Here is a 15680-nt window from a genome sequence, read left to right on the forward strand (position 1 = left end):
GCTGGGGTTGTGAAGGTTCGGCCAGTCACCAGTCGCGCGTCTCGATCACGGCGTTGCCCGGTGCCCCGGCGATCGTCGGGCGCACCCTCGCAGTGCAGTTGGAGCCGTAGTGCGGTGGCGTGTACCCCTGGTGCGTGATGATGGCGCTGCCGTTACCCCCCATGGACATCCGGTAGGGGCCGTTGCGCTGGGCCGTGTCGAAGGTGCCGCACTGGCTGCCCGAGGCTCGCACATTGACGTCATGAGTCCCCGCGGGCCAGTCCGACCAGTGCAGGCGGAACGTGTGGCAGTTCGTCCCGCGGTCGCAGGGCCGCGGGTCGCCCTTGGTGACCCATGCCCGGGGTACCGGTGGCGGTTCCGGTGGGCCCGCGGCGCGCCGGGACTCCGCCGCGACCGGCGAGATCTGACCGTGGTTGTTCACCCAGCGGACCTCGATCCGGTGCGTCTCCTTCCAGTCCCCGCGCAGGGAGGTGCTGTCTGTGGGTGTGCCGCGCTGCCAGGAGGTCCAGCCGCTGCTTCCGCTGCGGGTGCGGTACTCCGAGCGCTCGATGCTCGCGCCGTTACCGGACGGGGAGCGCCAGGAGAAACTCACCCGCCGCTCATCGACGTCGGAACTCACCGACCCTGCCACCGGCGGCCCGTAGGGGGTGAAGGAGTTGGAGGAGGCACTCCACTGCCCGCAGTAGGTGTTGCAGGCACGCACCTGTGCGGTGTAGCTGCTGCCGTTGTTCAGGCCGCTGATCCGGCCGCCCGAGGGCAGGGCCTGCACGCTGCCGCCGTTGAGGCGGTACTCATAACGGGAGATCGGTTGCCCGTTGTCGTTGGGGGCGGTGTAGGAGATGGTCGCCCGGCCGTTCTCCCCGTCCGCGGAGGCGCTGACCCCCTGCGTGCGGCCGGGTGCGCCGAAGGAGCGCACCGGGGTCGACTGCGGCGACGCCTCGGACTCCCCCGCACGGTTCTGCGCCACCACGGCGAAGGTGTAATCGTGGGCATTCTCCACGTTCACGGTCCGCTGCCGGGTGCTGCCCCCGACGGTGATCACCGGCTGCGCCACACCGTCCTTGTACATGTACAGGTGGTAGGCGTCGATGGAATCACCGTTGGTGTTCGGCTCGGTCCAGCTGACCTGCAGTTGCCCGCCGGCGGCGATGTCCACACGGGTGGCGCGGGGCGCGTCCGGCTGGAAGGGCGGTCCGGAGGGGATCTCCGCGGCCGACCAGGCGCTCCAGTCCCCCGGGTCAGGGGCCTCGTTCACCGCGCGCACCTGGAAGGTGTAGGCCTGACCGTTGGTCAGGCCGGTCCAGGTGTGGCCGGTGCCGGTCACGCTCACCTGATCGCTACCGCCCCCGCCGGGTGAGATCCGCACGTCGTAGTGCGTAATCGGGGTACCTTCGTTGTTCGGCTGGTTCCAGTTCAACGTCAGTTCGGTGTCACCGAACTCCACGGTCGGCGCCCCGGGCGCATCGGGCTTGACGTCCGGGCGGGCGTCACCGGAAGCACCGCTGGCCGGGGACTCCCCGACCGCGTTGATGGCAGTCACGGTGAAGTTGTACACGGTGCCGTTCGTCAGCCCCGTGATGGTGCAGGTGGTCGACCCGCACATCTGGGAGACTCCGCCGCCCTCCACCCGGTACCCGGTGATCGGTGAGCCGTTGTCGGTCGGCGGGCTCCAGGACAGTTGCGCCTGCTGGCTGCCCACCGACTCCACTCTGGGCGGCGCCGGGGCCTCCGGCGCCCCGATCACCGCAGCGCTCACCCGGGCCTGGACCTGGCGGTCCGGATCGCCGGTCACATCCACGACGGTGTAGACGATGGAGAGCCGGCCCACGTAGTCGGACCCGGGGCTGAAGGTGACGCTGTCGCCACTGACGGACACGTCGGCCACACCGGCTTCGGTGGTGGCGAACAACAGCGTGCGCGCCTCCCCCGGGAACGGGTTGGAGTCGTTGGCGAGCACATTGACGGTCACGCTCTCGCCCTGGTGCACCTCTCCGGCGTCGTCGTCATTGGCTACGATCAGCGGGCGGTTGCTGGCGGTGGCGGTCAGGGTGATCTCGCCGGTCACCGAGGCGCCCTCGGGATCGGTGACCTCCACCTCCATGACCTCCTCGGTGCCGGGGGTGGTGTCGTTGCCGGCGGAGGCGGTGAGGATGTTCGCGTCGTCGATCGAGGCGTCGAACCCGGCCGGGACCGAGACGACCTCGTAGGTGAGCAGGTGCACCTCGCCGTCGGGGTCCTCCGCCAGGCGCTGCAGGTTCAGGCTTCCGGGGTCCCCGCCCGCTTCCAGTTCCAGGGAACCGGGACGCATCTCCGGCGCCAGGTTCTCGACCGAGTGCACGGTGATGTCCAGGGTGATCACCGAACTGCGCAGCCCGTCCACGTTCAGGTCGAGGGAGTCGGTGACCTCGAAGGTGATCGTGGCCGGCCCGTGGTACCCCTCCGCGGAGGTGTAGGCCAGGGTCTGTTCATCGACCACCAGTTCGGAGCCGTCGGAGTTGGTGGCACGAACCAGGGAGAAGTCGGTCAACTGCACCGGGTCCCCGGACATCGAGGCCACATGATCGTCCAGGGAGATCTCGATCCGGTCGCCGGAGTCGACCTCGATCGGCGGAGCATCGGAGCGCTTCACCGGGCCGGTGTCCTCCAGGCCCGGAACCTCCACGAACGCGTAGGAACTCAACTCGTCCTCGTCGGTGATCTGGTAGGTGATGACCTGGCGTTCCGGCGTCAGATCCACCTCCAGCTCCCTTCCGTCGGCACTCAGCCGTGCGGTGGGGTTGCCCTCGGGAACCGACAACCTCAGGGCGTCGACGCTACCGTCGGGGTCGTAGTCGTTCTCCAGCACCCCGACGGTGATGGTCTCCATGCCTGCGATCGCGTCTGCGGGAACCTGGTCATCCACCGCCACCGGTGGCTGCGGATCCGCGTCCGGGTCCACGGTGATCGACAGGGTGCCCACGTCCTCCCCGCCGTTGCGGTCGCTCACGAGATACTGGATCAGATAGGTGCCGGGCTCGCTCGGGGACGTGAACAGCACGGTGGCGTCCCGGATGCCGACGTCGGCCAGGCCACCGTCGTCGGCGATCGAGGGGTCGCCGAAGACCAGCCGGTCCCCGTCCGGGTCGGTGTCGTTGGCGAGCACGTCCACCTGGACCTCACGGTCCGGACGCACCGTCACCTCGTCGGGCACGGCGATCGGGGGCCGGTTCCGGTCCGGGGGATTGATCACCCCGACCGTGATGCTGGCGGCGGCGACCGCGCCGAGACGGTCCTGGACGGTGTAGCGGAACTCATCGGTGCCACGGGAGTCGGTGTAGGGCTGATAGTCCAGATACCCCGGACCCTGCTCCACGATGCGGCCCAATTGCGGGGAGGACTCCACACCGAGTACCCGAACCGAGTCACCGTCGGGATCGATGCCGTGGGTGTTGATCGGGATCCGCACCCGTTCACCGGCGAAGGCGCGGGAGACCACGTCCTCCGGTACCGGCGGGGAGTTCGACTCGTCCCCACTGGCGACCACATTGACGGTGATCGGCGCCGAGTGGGACTGTCCGTTCTCGTCGGTGATGCGGTAGACCCCGGTCACGGTCTGCGGGGTGTCGGGGGCCATGTACCGGACCACGTCACCGGCCACGAACATCAGCCCGGCCTCCGGTTCCTCGACCAGGTCGGTGTCGAGTGAGAACTCCAGCCCGTTGGGGTGGGAGTCGTTGGCCAGCACCGGGATGGTGACGTAGTCCCCCACCCGGACCCGGGCCGAATCGCGCACCGCGATCGGGGGCCGGGCGGCCTCGGCGTGCACCAGGGGCAGCACCTGCACCTCACCGACGGCGCTCTGGTCCCCGTTGGAGACGGTGTAGGTCAGGGTGACCGGCTCGGTCAGGGTCTGGTTGGAAGAGATGCGCAGCAGCCGGTGGTCCACGATCGCCACGTGCAGCCCGAGTCCGGGCGGCACATCGATCTGCTGCACCGCCAGCACCCCGCCGGCCGGGTCGGAGTCATTCTCCAGCACATCCACCAGCACCGAACCACCCGGCGGCAGGAGTGCGGTGTCGGCCACCGCAACCGGCGGTGCCCCCTCGTCCCGGCCGACGACGCTGACGCGCACCAACCCGGTGGCCGAACTGCCGTCGTCATCGGCCACGATGTACGTCATGTAGTAGTCGTCGGCGATGTCGGACGTGAAGGTGAACGTGCCGGCATCGTTGTCGGTGACGATCTGTGCGTTCGGCACCTGCTCCACGTGCGACAGTCGCAGCGGGCGGCCGTTCGGGTCGATGTCATTGACCAGCGGCTCCACCGTGATCGTCTCCCCGACGAACGCCGTGGCGAAGTCGAACACAGCGGTCGGCGGGTAGGGCCCGTCCGGGAGCACCTCGATGTCGATGAGCACCTCACCGATATCGGTACCGTCCCCCACGAGCACCACGATCTGCTTCAGGCCCACCTCGAGGCCACGATCGGTGATGCTGATCAGCCCGTTCGGAGCGGTGATCACCTCCAGGCTCTCCGGCGCCTCGGCACCGATCACGTAGATCGGATCGCCGTCGGGGTCGCGCACATCGTTCATGATGTTGACCTCGACCGACTCGCCGGAGACCACTTCGGCGCCGATGTCGCGCAGTTGCTCGGGCGGCGAGTTCTGTCCCGGCGGCACCACGTCCAGGCTCACCTGAGCGCTATCGGTGCCACCACGGCCGTCATCGGCGGTGTACCCGAAGCGGTGCCGGCCGCTCGCTTCCTCGGCGACGTGGATCTGCAGCGCGCGTCCGCCCAGCACGTGCTCCACGGTACCGAAACTCTCCGGCACATCCTCGAATTCGGAGACGGTGAGCAGGTCGCCGTCGGGATCGGAGTCGTTGTCCAGGACCGGGAGCATCACGGTGCGCCCTGCGCGCACACCGAAGGAGTCCGGCTCGGCGTTCGGGTCGCGGTTCTCCGCCTCCCTGTCCAAGGGGACCTCGTCACGGATCTCCTGCAGGGACTCCTCTTCCTCCTCCTGCTGATCCTGGGGCGGGGTGATGTCCTCCCAGTTGTCCACCAGGATCAGGGTGTCCTCCAACATCCAGGAGTCACCGTTGCGCATGTCGTTGAGCACCGCGAGCTGCCGGTTCACCCGGAACACCAGGTCCGCGCCGGCGCCGGCGGAGGGGATCGCCTGTTCGACCGGGTCGGCGCCGCGGCAGGTGCGCAGATGCAGCGGCGCCGACCCGGTCCAGGCCCCGTGCAGGCAGCCGCTCACCTGCACCGGTTGAACCGGCTCCCCGGGCGTCTCCACCTTCCACACCACGGGTTCGCCGCCACGCAGCGGGACCTCGATCAGGGCGTCGGTGGTGGCGATCGCCACCGAGTTCCCGCCCGGACTGGCTGCCTGCATCCGGGCCGAAGCCAGATCCACGTCCAGCTCGGACAGATCCAGGGCGTTCTCCCGTGGTTGCACAAGCACAGCCTCAACGGGTGCGTCCGGGCCTTCCTGGCGCATACTGAGCACCACCGGGGTGGTGCCCACGGCGGTCATCTGGGTCTGGACGCTCGCATCGAAGTAGGCCTCCTCGAGTTGGCTGATCTCGGGCTCCAGGGCCTCGAGATCCACCTCCTCACCTTCGCCGTCCTCCTGCGGTGCGTCGGCGTCCTCGCCGGCGGCATCGGTATCGTCGGGCTCGGAGTTCTGCGCCCCGGTTCCGCCGGCGTCCGCGTCCGTCGCACCGTCATCGGTCATCGACTCTGCCGCCGCGCTCCGCTCAGCCCGCAATTCGGGGCTTACGGTGTGCAGTTCCCCACTGAGGCCGTTCAGACCGAAGGCGGTTCCGTCGTCGGCCACGACGTGGGCAGCCTGTGCTCCCAGGTCCGCCAGCGGTGGGGCGGTGCCCTCATCGAGCACGCCGAGTTCGTCCAGACCGAGCACGTGGTATTCACCGCTGCGGGAGTTCAACACCCCCACGGTGCCCTCGCCCATGGCCACGTCGGCGTTCGCGGGCAGTTGTGTGGCCGGCCCGGAGGTCGCGACCTGCGCGGTGTCGACCCGTTGGATGGTGCCCGAGGCCAGGTCGCGCATGAACACCACGTCGTGACGTTGCAGCAGGTCGATGTTCTGGCTCGTCGCCGCCAGGGAGGCGTCGATCTGCTGGACCGGGTAGTTCAGCCGGCCCATGGCCAGTTCGGTGCTGTTGGAGACCCACACGCCGCCGTCGTTCAGTTCGACATCAGCGGTGGCCACGCCCTCGTAGTTCAGGCTCAGGGCCACCACGGTACCGAGCACGAGGGACACCACGGTCGCACTTGCGATCCTGCGGCGGCGTATCGTCGTGCGTGCCCGCACTCCCAGACTCCTCCCCGGTTCCCCCGGCACAACTGACGGGGGCCAGACCCCGTCCCGGTCCGAATCCTAACGGATGGACCTGGGCGTGGACATGGGCTGTTCTACCCGCCCATCGGGGTGGACGTGGGCCGTCCTAACGGCCGGCGCGACTCAGGAACCGGTCCGGGCCTCTTCCTCGGCCCGTTCCAGGCTGGCCCGCCGGTAGTTCTCCTCCAGCAGGTCCAGATCGCCGGCCACCACCAGGCGCGAGGCCACGGCGTGCTCGACCAGCCTGGCCCGCCGGTTCACCGCCAGCTTCTGCTGACCACCGCGCAGGCCACGGACGCCGTGCCGGGACAACTTGTCGCAGACATTGTCCAGTTTGCGGTTGAACCGCGTGATGGTCCACCCCAGTTTCGCGGCGGCCTGGGCCGACGTGGGGATCGACGCGCTGGACCCTCGGCCGCGCAGCACCGCTTCGGCCAGGGACAGGATGAGCAACTTCTGCGACTCGGTCAGGGCGACCGGGCCGATCGTGGTCTCCCCCACCTGGGTACGTTCGGGAGAAGAGGACTCGAACGTGGGCGTCTCCCCCACGATGCCGACCTCATAGGTGGTGGGCCCGGCGGTGAACAGCACCGAGGTCCGGGCGAACACCAACGGCAGCCGGGCACCGGGAGCGAGCCAGGCCTGCATGTTGCCCTCGGAGTCGGAGACCGTGGCCGACAGGCGGGATCCGGTGTTGGTGAGCCACCACAGGTCGTCCTGGTAGGCGATCGTCAGGAACTGTCGGTGCAGGTAGGGGTTGTCATCGACAACCAGGTCTCCCTCGCGCCCGATCGTGAACGGTTTGGTTCGATCGGCATCGAACCATTCACCGCAGAATTCCACCTTCAACGTCATCTTCTACCCCCAACACCGACCATCCTAGGCGCACGCCTGGCTCCATTCCGACAGCCTAGAGCTCTCTACCGAAATTGCGGCGACTTCCACGCAGACCCGCTCCGGAACGTCGGTGAGGGTGATCTCGGTCTCGGTGATGCGTTCGGTCCCGGTATCGGCGCCGGCGACCTGGCGCCAGGCGTAGGCGAGGTCGGCATCGAACTCCGGGGCACTCCAGGTGAAGGTGACCTCGTCCTCCCCCTCCACGCGTTGCCCGGTGAGTTGCTCGGGCGCTCCCGGACGGGAGGCGTCGGTGACCGGCGGATCCGGGGGTGCGATAGTGGGGTCGGTGGGTGGTGGGGGATCGTCGGGAGCGTTGACCGCGCCGTAGATGACCACCCCGCTCACCACCAGGATGACCAGGATCGAGGCCGCCAGCGTCAGCCAGCGCAGCCGGCGGCCCCGGCGCTCGTTACCGCCGGCCTCCTGGTCGGGGCCGACGCCGGCGTGCGGGGGGCCGTCCTGGCCGGCTTGTGCGGGGCCACCGGCGGAGCCTGCAGCCGGGACGACGGCGGGGGTGCGCACGCGCGTTGCGTCGGTGTCTACGGCGTCCCCTCCGGTGCGCGGGGCGGCCGGGATCTCCACGACCGAGCGCACCCGGGTGCGCAGGTCCTCTCCGACGGTATCGGGCACCTGGATCCAGGAGGTATCGGGCAGGTCCAGGCTGGTCTGAGCCAGTTGGAGTTCCTGTTCGACCCGCTGGAGTGCGCGGGCGAACTCCGCGGCCGTGCCGAACCGTTGCTGCGGTGCCTTGACCATGCCGCGCTGCAACACCTGCTCCAGGGAGGGCGGGACGTCATCTCGCAGCAGCGGCGGCAGCGGATCGCGCTCGATCCGTCCGATGATATCCAGAGCGGAGTTCTTCCCCTCCCGGAGTTCGAAGGGGGATCGACCGGCGAGCAGGGTGTACACCGTTGCCGCCAGGGCGTAGATGTCCCCGGGAGTGCCGCGCTCGGCGTGCTCGTCGAAGAATTCCGGGGCCGACCACGGTATCGACATCCCCACCGCCTCGGACTCCTCGCTGGCGTGCTGGACCACGGATATGCCGAAGTCGGTCAGTGCCGGCCAGCCGTAGTCGGTGGTGAGCACGTTCGCCGGCTTGATATCGCGGTGCAGAATGCCGGCCCGGTGGGCTGTCTCCACCGCACCACCCAGGCGGACCCCGATCCGCAGCGCCTCGGCCACGCCCAGCGGCGCGGTGCGGTAGCGCACCGACAGGTTCGGCCGCGGGCAGTACTCCATCATCAGGTACGGGCGTCCGTCGTCGGCGGTGTCGGCGTGGTAGATCGTGACGATCGAGGGATGGGCGGACAACTGGGCCATCACGTTGGCCTCGGCCACGAACTGTTCACGACTGGCCGCGTCGGTGGTCGGCGCGAGCAGCACCTTCACCGCGACGCTACGCCGCGGTAACTGCTGGGTGTACAGGAAGACGTCGGCGAAACCACCCGAACCCAGGAGTCGTTCGTAGGTGAATCCGGGGATCTGCGGGGGTTGCGAGGGTGGACGGCTCGGAGCCACCTAGCGTGCACCACCCTGGTACGGCCCGTCAGGGTTCACGACGGGCCGCGCGCCGCCGGCGGATCCGTAGCGGTCCGGTGGTGGCGGCACCCCGGGTCCCTGCGGGGGTGGGCCGTACGGACCCGGCTGGGACGGGGCACCGGGGGCCGGCGGTTGGCCATAGTGCCCGGGCTGGGCCTGCGTGCCGGGTCGCCCGTACGGATTCGGCCGGCCGTAGGGTGCGGGCCGGCCGTACGGAGCCGCCGGTGCAGCCGGGGGCTGCCCGGGCGCGGGTTCGCCGGTTCCGGCGCGCGGGGCCGGTTCGGATTCCTCGCCGCCGTTGTGGACCTCAGCGGTGACGCCGTCCCCGAGGTCGATCACCGCTCCGGCGCCCACCGGGATCGCCTCGGCGGGATGCAGGCGGCGGGCCTCGGCACCGGGCAGCGTGACGACCGTGCCGTTGGTCGAGCGCAGGTCGGTCACCACCACGTGGTCACCCTCGGGCTTCAGTTCGACGTGGGTGCGGGAGATGTCCTGCTGCGGGCTGGGCACGGCGACCAGGTGCGGTGCGACCGGCCCCTCGAACCGGGTGGCCTCCGGTGCCCGGCCGAGCAGTGCGGGCCGGTCAAGTTCGACCCGCTGTCCGGTGGAAAGCACCAGTACCGGCACCACGCGCGCGGGTTGTGCCACGGCGCCGGCCAGGACCGTGTCCTCCCCGACCGCCTCCTGTCCGCCCGAGTTCAGGGCCTCCCGCAGATGGGTCACTAGGACGGTGTGGCCATCGTGGTCACCGTCGTCCTCATTCGCCTGGCCGGCGCCCTCCTCGGTGGCTTCCTCGCCGGCGGCGTCCTCGACATGATCTGACTCGTGCTCGCCGGTGCTGGAGCCACCGCCGACCGCGGGGGCGGAGAACACGGTCGCCGCTAAGCTGTGGTCGCCCTCGGCGGCGGGTGCCGGGTGATCGGATTCCGCCGTCGCGGCCGGGTCGTCGTCCTCGGCTTCGCCGGCGACGACCTCAGTGTCGGCGTCGGCGTCGCTGTCGGCGGCACTGTCAGCAGCGGCGCTCTCCGCATCCACCGAAGCCTCGGTGTTGGCGACCCCCTCGCCGGTCGAGGCCTCACCGCCTTCGCCCTTCGAGGTCTGCCCGGCCTTCATCGCCGGGACGTTCCAGGGCAGGGAGTCGATCGGGCCACGGTCACCGCCCGCCCCCGATCCCGCGGTTCCTCCGTCGGACTCCGCCGCATCAGGCTCATCCGGCGTCTCGGCCCCACCGGTGTCCTCAGCCTCAGCCGGGGTCCTAGGCGCTACCGCATCCTCGGGCTCGTCCGGGGTCAGGACACCCTCCTCCGGCCCACCCTCCTCCGGAGTGTGCTTCCGCCCGTCGGTGTCGACCTCACTGGCGGCAACCGTCCCGGCGAGGGCGGAACTCTCCGCGTCCTCCGACCCGGACTGCACCGCTGCTGCCGCCACCACGCCCGAACCCAACGGCCACTCCTGGCCACCGTCCTCGGGCCCGCTGACCCGCAGGTGCCGCGGGAGGGGACCCACGTGCTCGCGCCAGGTGCTCATCCCCTCGGCCTGGATCTCGGTTCCGTCGCAATCGACACTGACCTGCCCCCGCACGAGGACCCTGACCAGGGTGCCCTCGGTCTGGACCAGCGCGAAGTCCGGGAGTGCCGAGAGACTTCCCACAGCGATGGCCTCGAGCCACGCCGACAGCGGGCGCTCGGCCACCATCGCCTCCCAGAGGGAGCGGGCGGTCACGGCAGCGAAGTCCGGAGCCAGCAGCGCCAGTCCCCCGGGCGCGACCAGGCCCGTCCAGGTCCCGCTGCGATAGGAACTCATCATCACCTCATCAGCCTCTCTCATCGGATCGCACCGGCTCGGGGAAGTGTGTCATCAAGGTCCGCGCGGGCATCAGTTGAAGATGCGCGGCGTCCACCACACCGGGGTGCAGTGGACTGCGCGGCGCCGTCGGCAAGCAGATCCACCACCACCGCCGACACGTTGTCGCGTGCACCGGCTCTGGTGGCCCGCTCCACCAGGTCCCGACAGGCCTGCTCGGCATCGCCCGGAGCGGCCAGGGAGGCGGTCACCTCATCAGGTGTGAGTTCCTCGGTGAGGCCGTCGCTGCACAGGAGGAACCGTTGCGGTCCTCCGGCGTGCAGCATCCAGAAGTCGACGTCGACATCGTGGCTACTGTCCACCGCTCGAGTGATCACGTTGCGGTGCGGGTGCTCGCGTGCCTGACCGGCGGTGATGGCGCCGGCGTCGAGCAGTTCCTGGACCACCGAGTGATCCACGCTGACCTGGATGAGCCCGTCCTCGTCATAGCGGTAGATGCGCGAGTCCCCCACGTTGAACGCCAGCCAGTACGGCGCCCCCTGCTGGGTGGTCAGGACCAGACCGGCCGCCGTGGACCCGGCCAGCGGGGGGTCCCCCGACCCAGGATCATCGTGTGCCCCCGTCTCGCCGGTCGGCCGGGCTCGCGATCCGGGCCGGTCTCCCTGTGCAGCCCTCACCCCGGCGCGGATCAGGTCCCGGGAGTGGTCGATCACCGCCAGGATCTGGGCCGGCTCGACAGGTGCGCCGGGCTGCAGTCCGGCGGCGAAGGCCTCGAATGCCTCCACCACGCACTGTGCCGCCAGGGCACCGTAGACGTGCCCGCCCATCCCGTCGGCCACCAGGAATACGGGCGGGGCGGCAAGGACGGCGTCCTCATTGACCCGGCGGCGTCCGCCGGCGTCGGTGACCGCACCCCAGACCGTGTGCACCACGCACCCCCTCTCCTGCCTCGATTGGGCCCGATCCTACCGACCGCACCCGGGCCCGGCGGTCCGGCGCTCACACGAACGAGGGGAACACGCCCCAGTACGCGGCGATGATCAGCAACGAGACCGCACCCAGGTGCACCAGCCACCAGACCAGGCGTCCGGGCCCGCGCCAGACACCCACTGCGCGCGCCCGGTGGGTGCGCTCCAGCGAGGCGTACAGCACCCCGGCGGCGAGCACCCCGGTGCCCAGCACCAGGAAGTAGCCTCCGACGACGACGAGGTCGTTGCGCAGATAGTTCAGGGCGTACTGGGCTACCTGGGTCAGGTAGGCCACGAACATCACCAGCGCTGCCAGCGCGGCCAGCGCGGTCGCGGCGGCGTACCGGGCAAGTGATGCGGGCATGATCGGCTCCCGCGCGCGCTGCGCGATCCGGGCCCCAGCCCACAGCGCGGGTCCCAGCACCAGCAGACCGAGGGAGCCGAGCAGGGTGTACATCACCCAGTCCCCATCAGCGTACCAGCGGGGTGACGCAACCGGGGCTGCGGCGTACCGCTGTTCCGGCTCGGCCCCGGCCACCTGGGGGACGGCGCTGGCCGTCTGCGGCAGACCCTGGGTCCAGCGCGCCAGGTCCCTGGTGAACCCCGGGGCCAGATCGCCGTTGGAACGGATGCCGTGGTTTGCGCCGTCGTAGTAGCGCACCGTGAACTCGTCGTTACCGGCGACCGCCAGGTCGTCGCGCATCACCACCGCCCCCTGCACCACCGGCATCGAGGCATCATCGGTGCCGTAGACCATCAGCACCGGCACATCGAGGCGCTGCTGGTAGGGGCTGGCGTCGAAGTCGGCGTACTCGAACCCACCGCCGGGGATATTCATCCCCACCGCTCGTGGGATCGCCCGTAGCAGTGCCCCCGGAGCGCCGGTGTTACGCAGGTAGACATCGGCCGCGAATGCGGCTTGCTGACGGGGCTGGACCACCGGGGCGGAGACCAGCACCACGAAGTCGACCTGGTCGTAGGCGGCACCGGCCACCGTGGCGATGTAGGCACCTTCGGACTCCCCGTAGATACCCGTCCGACCGGAATCCACTCCCGGCCAATCGGCGAGCACGTCGAAGGAGACCATGTAGTCGGCCGCCATCTGGACGTAATTGCGGTTGCGCACCGTGTAGGTATCCATCCGCTTGGCCGGCACCAGCACGTAGAGACCGGCGCTGGCGAGCTCGCGGGCCTGGTCGGCGAAGGAGGTGGCCCGGCCGGTTCCGGCCCCGTGCATCATCAGGATGCCCGGCCGGTCCGGCCCGGCATCGACGGGATAGGTCAGGCGTGCCGGCACGCTGACCCCACCCAGATCGACCTCGAAGTCCTCGCTGGCGGTGGCGTAGGTGCCCACCGGGTCGGTGCGGACGTCGGAGCCGATGATGGTCTCCCGGGTCTGGGACTCCACCTGGTCCTGGATCAGCTCCGGGTGCCAGCGAGGCCCCGCCAACGAGCCGATCGTGCCCAGGATCAGCACCAACCCGAGCACCGCAAGCCACCTGCGCACCACCATCGCGAGCCCCCCGGGTACTCAGAAGCCCAGACGCTGCAACTGCTTGGGGTCACGCTGCCAGTCCTTGGCGACCTTCACGTGTAGGTCCAGGAACACCGCGGCACCCAGCAGCGCCTCGATCCCGGCCCTGGCCCGGGTGCCCACCTCGCGCAAGCGCGCACCCTTGGCACCGATCACGATGCCCTTCTGTGAGTCCCGCTCCACGAACAGGTTCACCCGCACATCCAGCAGGGCGCGACCATCCTTGGCCGGGCGGTCCCGTTGCACGATCTCCTCCACCACCACGGCCAGGGAGTGTGGCAACTCATCGCGCACCCCGTCCAGGGCGGCCTCGCGAACCAGTTCGGCGACCATCACCGAGTCGGGCTCGTCGGTCAGATCCCCGTCCGGGTACAACGGGGGCGACGGCGGCAGGTGGGAGAACAGCACACCGGTCAGCACGTCGAGCTGGTGGTTGGCCAGCGCTGAGACCGGCACGATGTCGGCCCACGAGCCGAGGTCGGCCACGGCAAGCAGGTGCTCGGTCAGCGCCGGCTTGCCGACCACGTCGGTCTTGGTCACCACGGCTACCACCGGGGTGGTGGCATCGGCGAGCTGCGCGGCGATGTACCGGTCCCCGGGCCCGATCGGTTGATCGGCGGGTAGACAGAAGACGATGAGATCCACCTGCGACAGGGTCTGCAGCACCAGGTCGTTCAGACGCTCCCCCAGCAGGGTGCGAGGGCGGTGCAGGCCCGGAGTGTCCACCAGGACCAGTTGGCCGTCCGCACGGTGCACGATGCCGCGGATGGTGTGCCGGGTGGTCTGCGGACGTCCGGAGGTGATCGCCACCTTGTGCCCCACCAGGGCGTTGGTGAGCGTGGACTTGCCCGCGTTCGGGCGTCCCACCACACAGGCGAAACCCGCCCGGTACTCGGGACTCGCCTTCTGCCCGCCCTGCCCCTGGTGAGGCGCCCGGGCGGACTCCTCTCCCGCCTTGGTCATGAGCCCTGCTCGGTGCGGCCCGGAACCGCGGGCCGCGAACCGAGGAAGGTGAGCAGTAACCGGCGCTGCAGGGCGAACATCTCCTTCTCCTCCTCCGGCTCGGCGTGGTCGTAGCCGAGCAGGTGCAGGATCCCGTGCGTGGTCAGCAGCAGCATCTCCTCATCGGCGGAGTGTCCTGCGGTGCGCGCTTGGTCGATGGCCACCTGCGGGCACAGCACCACCGATCCCAGGATGCCTTCGGAACTCGGTGTGCCGGGGCTACCGGGGCGCAGTTCATCCATCGGGAAGGCCAGTACGTCGGTGGCCCCGGTGGCGTCCATCCATCGCTCGTTCAACTCGGTCATCACCTCGGCGTCGACGAAGCGAACCTCGAGTTCGGCCTGGGGGTGAACATGCATCTCGTCGAGCACGAACGTGGCCAGAGCCGCGAACTCGGACTCATCCACCGCGTGCGAGGACTCGTTGGCGACCTCGGTGCTCATCGTCGTCCCTCCTGGGAGTGGGCGCTGCGACGGTGCAACTCGCTACGGCGCAGGCCCTCGTCATAACGGCCGTAGGCGTCGATGATGTCGGCCACCAACCGGTGCCGCACCACGTCCTTGCTGGACAGTCGGCAGAAGGCGACGTCGTCGATCTCGTCGAGGATCTCCTGCACCACGTGCAGTCCCGAGCGGGTGCCATCGGGCAGGTCCACCTGGGTGACGTCACCGGTGACCACGATCGTGGAACCGAATCCCAGGCGGGTCAGGAACATCTTCATCTGCTCGGCGGAGGTGTTCTGGGCCTCGTCCAGGATGATGAAGGCATCGTTCAACGTCCGGCCACGCATGTAGGCCAGCGGCGCCACCTCGATGGTGCCGGCCGCCATCAGCCGCGGGATGGACTCGGGGTCAAGCATGTCGTGCAGGGCGTCGTAGAGCGGGCGCAGGTACGGGTCGATCTTGTCGTTCAGGCTGCCGGGCAGGAATCCCAGCCGCTCCCCCGCCTCCACTGCGGGCCGGGTCAGCACGATGCGATTCACCTGCTTGGCCTGCAGCGCCTGGACGGCCTTGGCCATCGCCAAGTAGGTCTTTCCGGTGCCGGCCGGCCCGATCCCGAACACCACCGTGTTGGCGTCGATGGCCTCTACGTACTGCTTCTGTCCCAGCGTCTTGGGCCGGATGGTGCGCCCGCGGCTGGACAGGATGTTCATGGTCAGCACCTCGGCGGGGCGTTCCATGGTCGCGGCGGTCAGGATCGTGATGGCCCGCTCCACCGCGTCGGCGGTGAGAGGTTGTGCCGAGGAGGCGATCTGGGTCAGTTCATCGATGAGCCGTTGGGCCAGGTCCACATCGCCCTTTGGGCCACTGAGCGCGATCCGGTTCCCGCGCACGTGCACATCGAGCCCGGGGAAGCCCTCCTCCACGGCACGCAGCACCTCATCACGCTGACCGAGCAGGGCCACCATCGGGACGTGCGCCGGTACGGTGACCTCCTCGCGGACATGGCCGGGTTGCGGTTCAAGGGTGGGATCGGTCATGGGCAGGGCCGTCGCCCAGGGTCTCCTTGCTCGGACGGGGTCCACACATCGTGCGGACCGGACACTGGGGAGTCTACGAGATCGACCGATCCGGCCGAGGTCTGGCCC

At 69.6% G+C, this 15680-nt stretch carries 9 protein-coding genes; all 9 read right to left on the minus strand.

Annotated features, from left to right (window positions below; translation table 11 throughout):
* Positions 1-25 precede the first annotated feature (25 nt).
* The gene (locus ACO0LU_RS13610) at positions 26-6274 is read right to left on the minus strand and encodes an Ig-like domain-containing protein (RefSeq protein ID WP_424791887.1); all 6249 of its coding nucleotides are present in this window, start codon (positions 6272-6274) and stop codon (positions 26-28) included.
* 198 nt (positions 6275-6472) lie between these two features.
* Positions 6473-7204: a hypothetical protein gene (locus tag ACO0LU_RS13615; protein WP_424791888.1), complete on the minus strand. Its 732-nt coding sequence runs from the start codon at positions 7202-7204 to the stop codon at positions 6473-6475.
* Positions 7205-7228: 24 nt separating this feature from the next.
* Positions 7229-8764 carry a serine/threonine-protein kinase gene (locus tag ACO0LU_RS13620; RefSeq protein WP_424791889.1) on the minus strand — a complete coding sequence of 512 codons (1536 nt, stop codon included), beginning with the start codon at positions 8762-8764 and terminating at the stop codon, positions 7229-7231.
* Positions 8765-10612 (minus strand): FHA domain-containing protein, encoded by a 1848-nt coding sequence (locus ACO0LU_RS13625; protein WP_424791890.1) that lies wholly within the window; start codon positions 10610-10612, stop codon positions 8765-8767.
* On the minus strand, positions 10609-11520 hold the full coding sequence (locus ACO0LU_RS13630) for a PP2C family protein-serine/threonine phosphatase (RefSeq protein WP_424791891.1): 912 nt from the start codon (positions 11518-11520) through the stop codon (positions 10609-10611). The genes ACO0LU_RS13625 and ACO0LU_RS13630 overlap by 4 nt, the downstream gene beginning before the upstream one ends.
* A 67-nt stretch (positions 11521-11587) precedes the next feature.
* Positions 11588-13063: an alpha/beta hydrolase family protein gene (locus ACO0LU_RS13635; RefSeq protein WP_424791892.1), complete on the minus strand. Its 1476-nt coding sequence runs from the start codon at positions 13061-13063 to the stop codon at positions 11588-11590.
* Between the two features lie 24 nt (positions 13064-13087).
* Positions 13088-14053: a GTPase Era gene (gene era, locus ACO0LU_RS13640; protein ID WP_424791893.1), complete on the minus strand. Its 966-nt coding sequence runs from the start codon at positions 14051-14053 to the stop codon at positions 13088-13090.
* Positions 14050-14535, minus strand: coding sequence for an rRNA maturation RNase YbeY (gene ybeY, locus ACO0LU_RS13645; protein WP_424791894.1), 486 nt, complete (start codon positions 14533-14535; stop codon positions 14050-14052). Before ybeY ends, era begins: the two co-directional genes overlap by 4 nt.
* On the minus strand, positions 14532-15572 hold the full coding sequence (locus ACO0LU_RS13650; RefSeq protein WP_424791895.1) for a PhoH family protein: 1041 nt from the start codon (positions 15570-15572) through the stop codon (positions 14532-14534). The genes ybeY and ACO0LU_RS13650 overlap by 4 nt, the downstream gene beginning before the upstream one ends.
* Between the last annotated feature and the right edge of the window lie 108 nt (positions 15573-15680).

Source organism: Pseudactinotalea sp. Z1748, assembly GCF_049725185.1.
Taxonomy (GTDB): Bacteria; Actinomycetota; Actinomycetes; order Actinomycetales; family Beutenbergiaceae; genus CALKWS01.

What these genes read in the sequence shown, in the direction of transcription:
- ACO0LU_RS13615 (WP_424791888.1), bottom strand. Translation starts at nt 7,204, where the DNA reads ATGACGTTGAAGGTGGAATTCTGCGGTGAATGGTTCGATGCCGATCGA.
- ACO0LU_RS13625 (WP_424791890.1), bottom strand. Translation starts at nt 10,612, where the DNA reads ATGAGAGAGGCTGATGAGGTGATGATGAGTTCCTATCGCAGCGGGACC.
- era (WP_424791893.1), bottom strand. Translation starts at nt 14,053, where the DNA reads ATGACCAAGGCGGGAGAGGAGTCCGCCCGGGCGCCTCACCAGGGGCAG.
- ybeY (WP_424791894.1), bottom strand. Translation starts at nt 14,535, where the DNA reads ATGAGCACCGAGGTCGCCAACGAGTCCTCGCACGCGGTGGATGAGTCC.
- ACO0LU_RS13650 (WP_424791895.1), bottom strand. Translation starts at nt 15,572, where the DNA reads ATGACCGATCCCACCCTTGAACCGCAACCCGGCCATGTCCGCGAGGAG.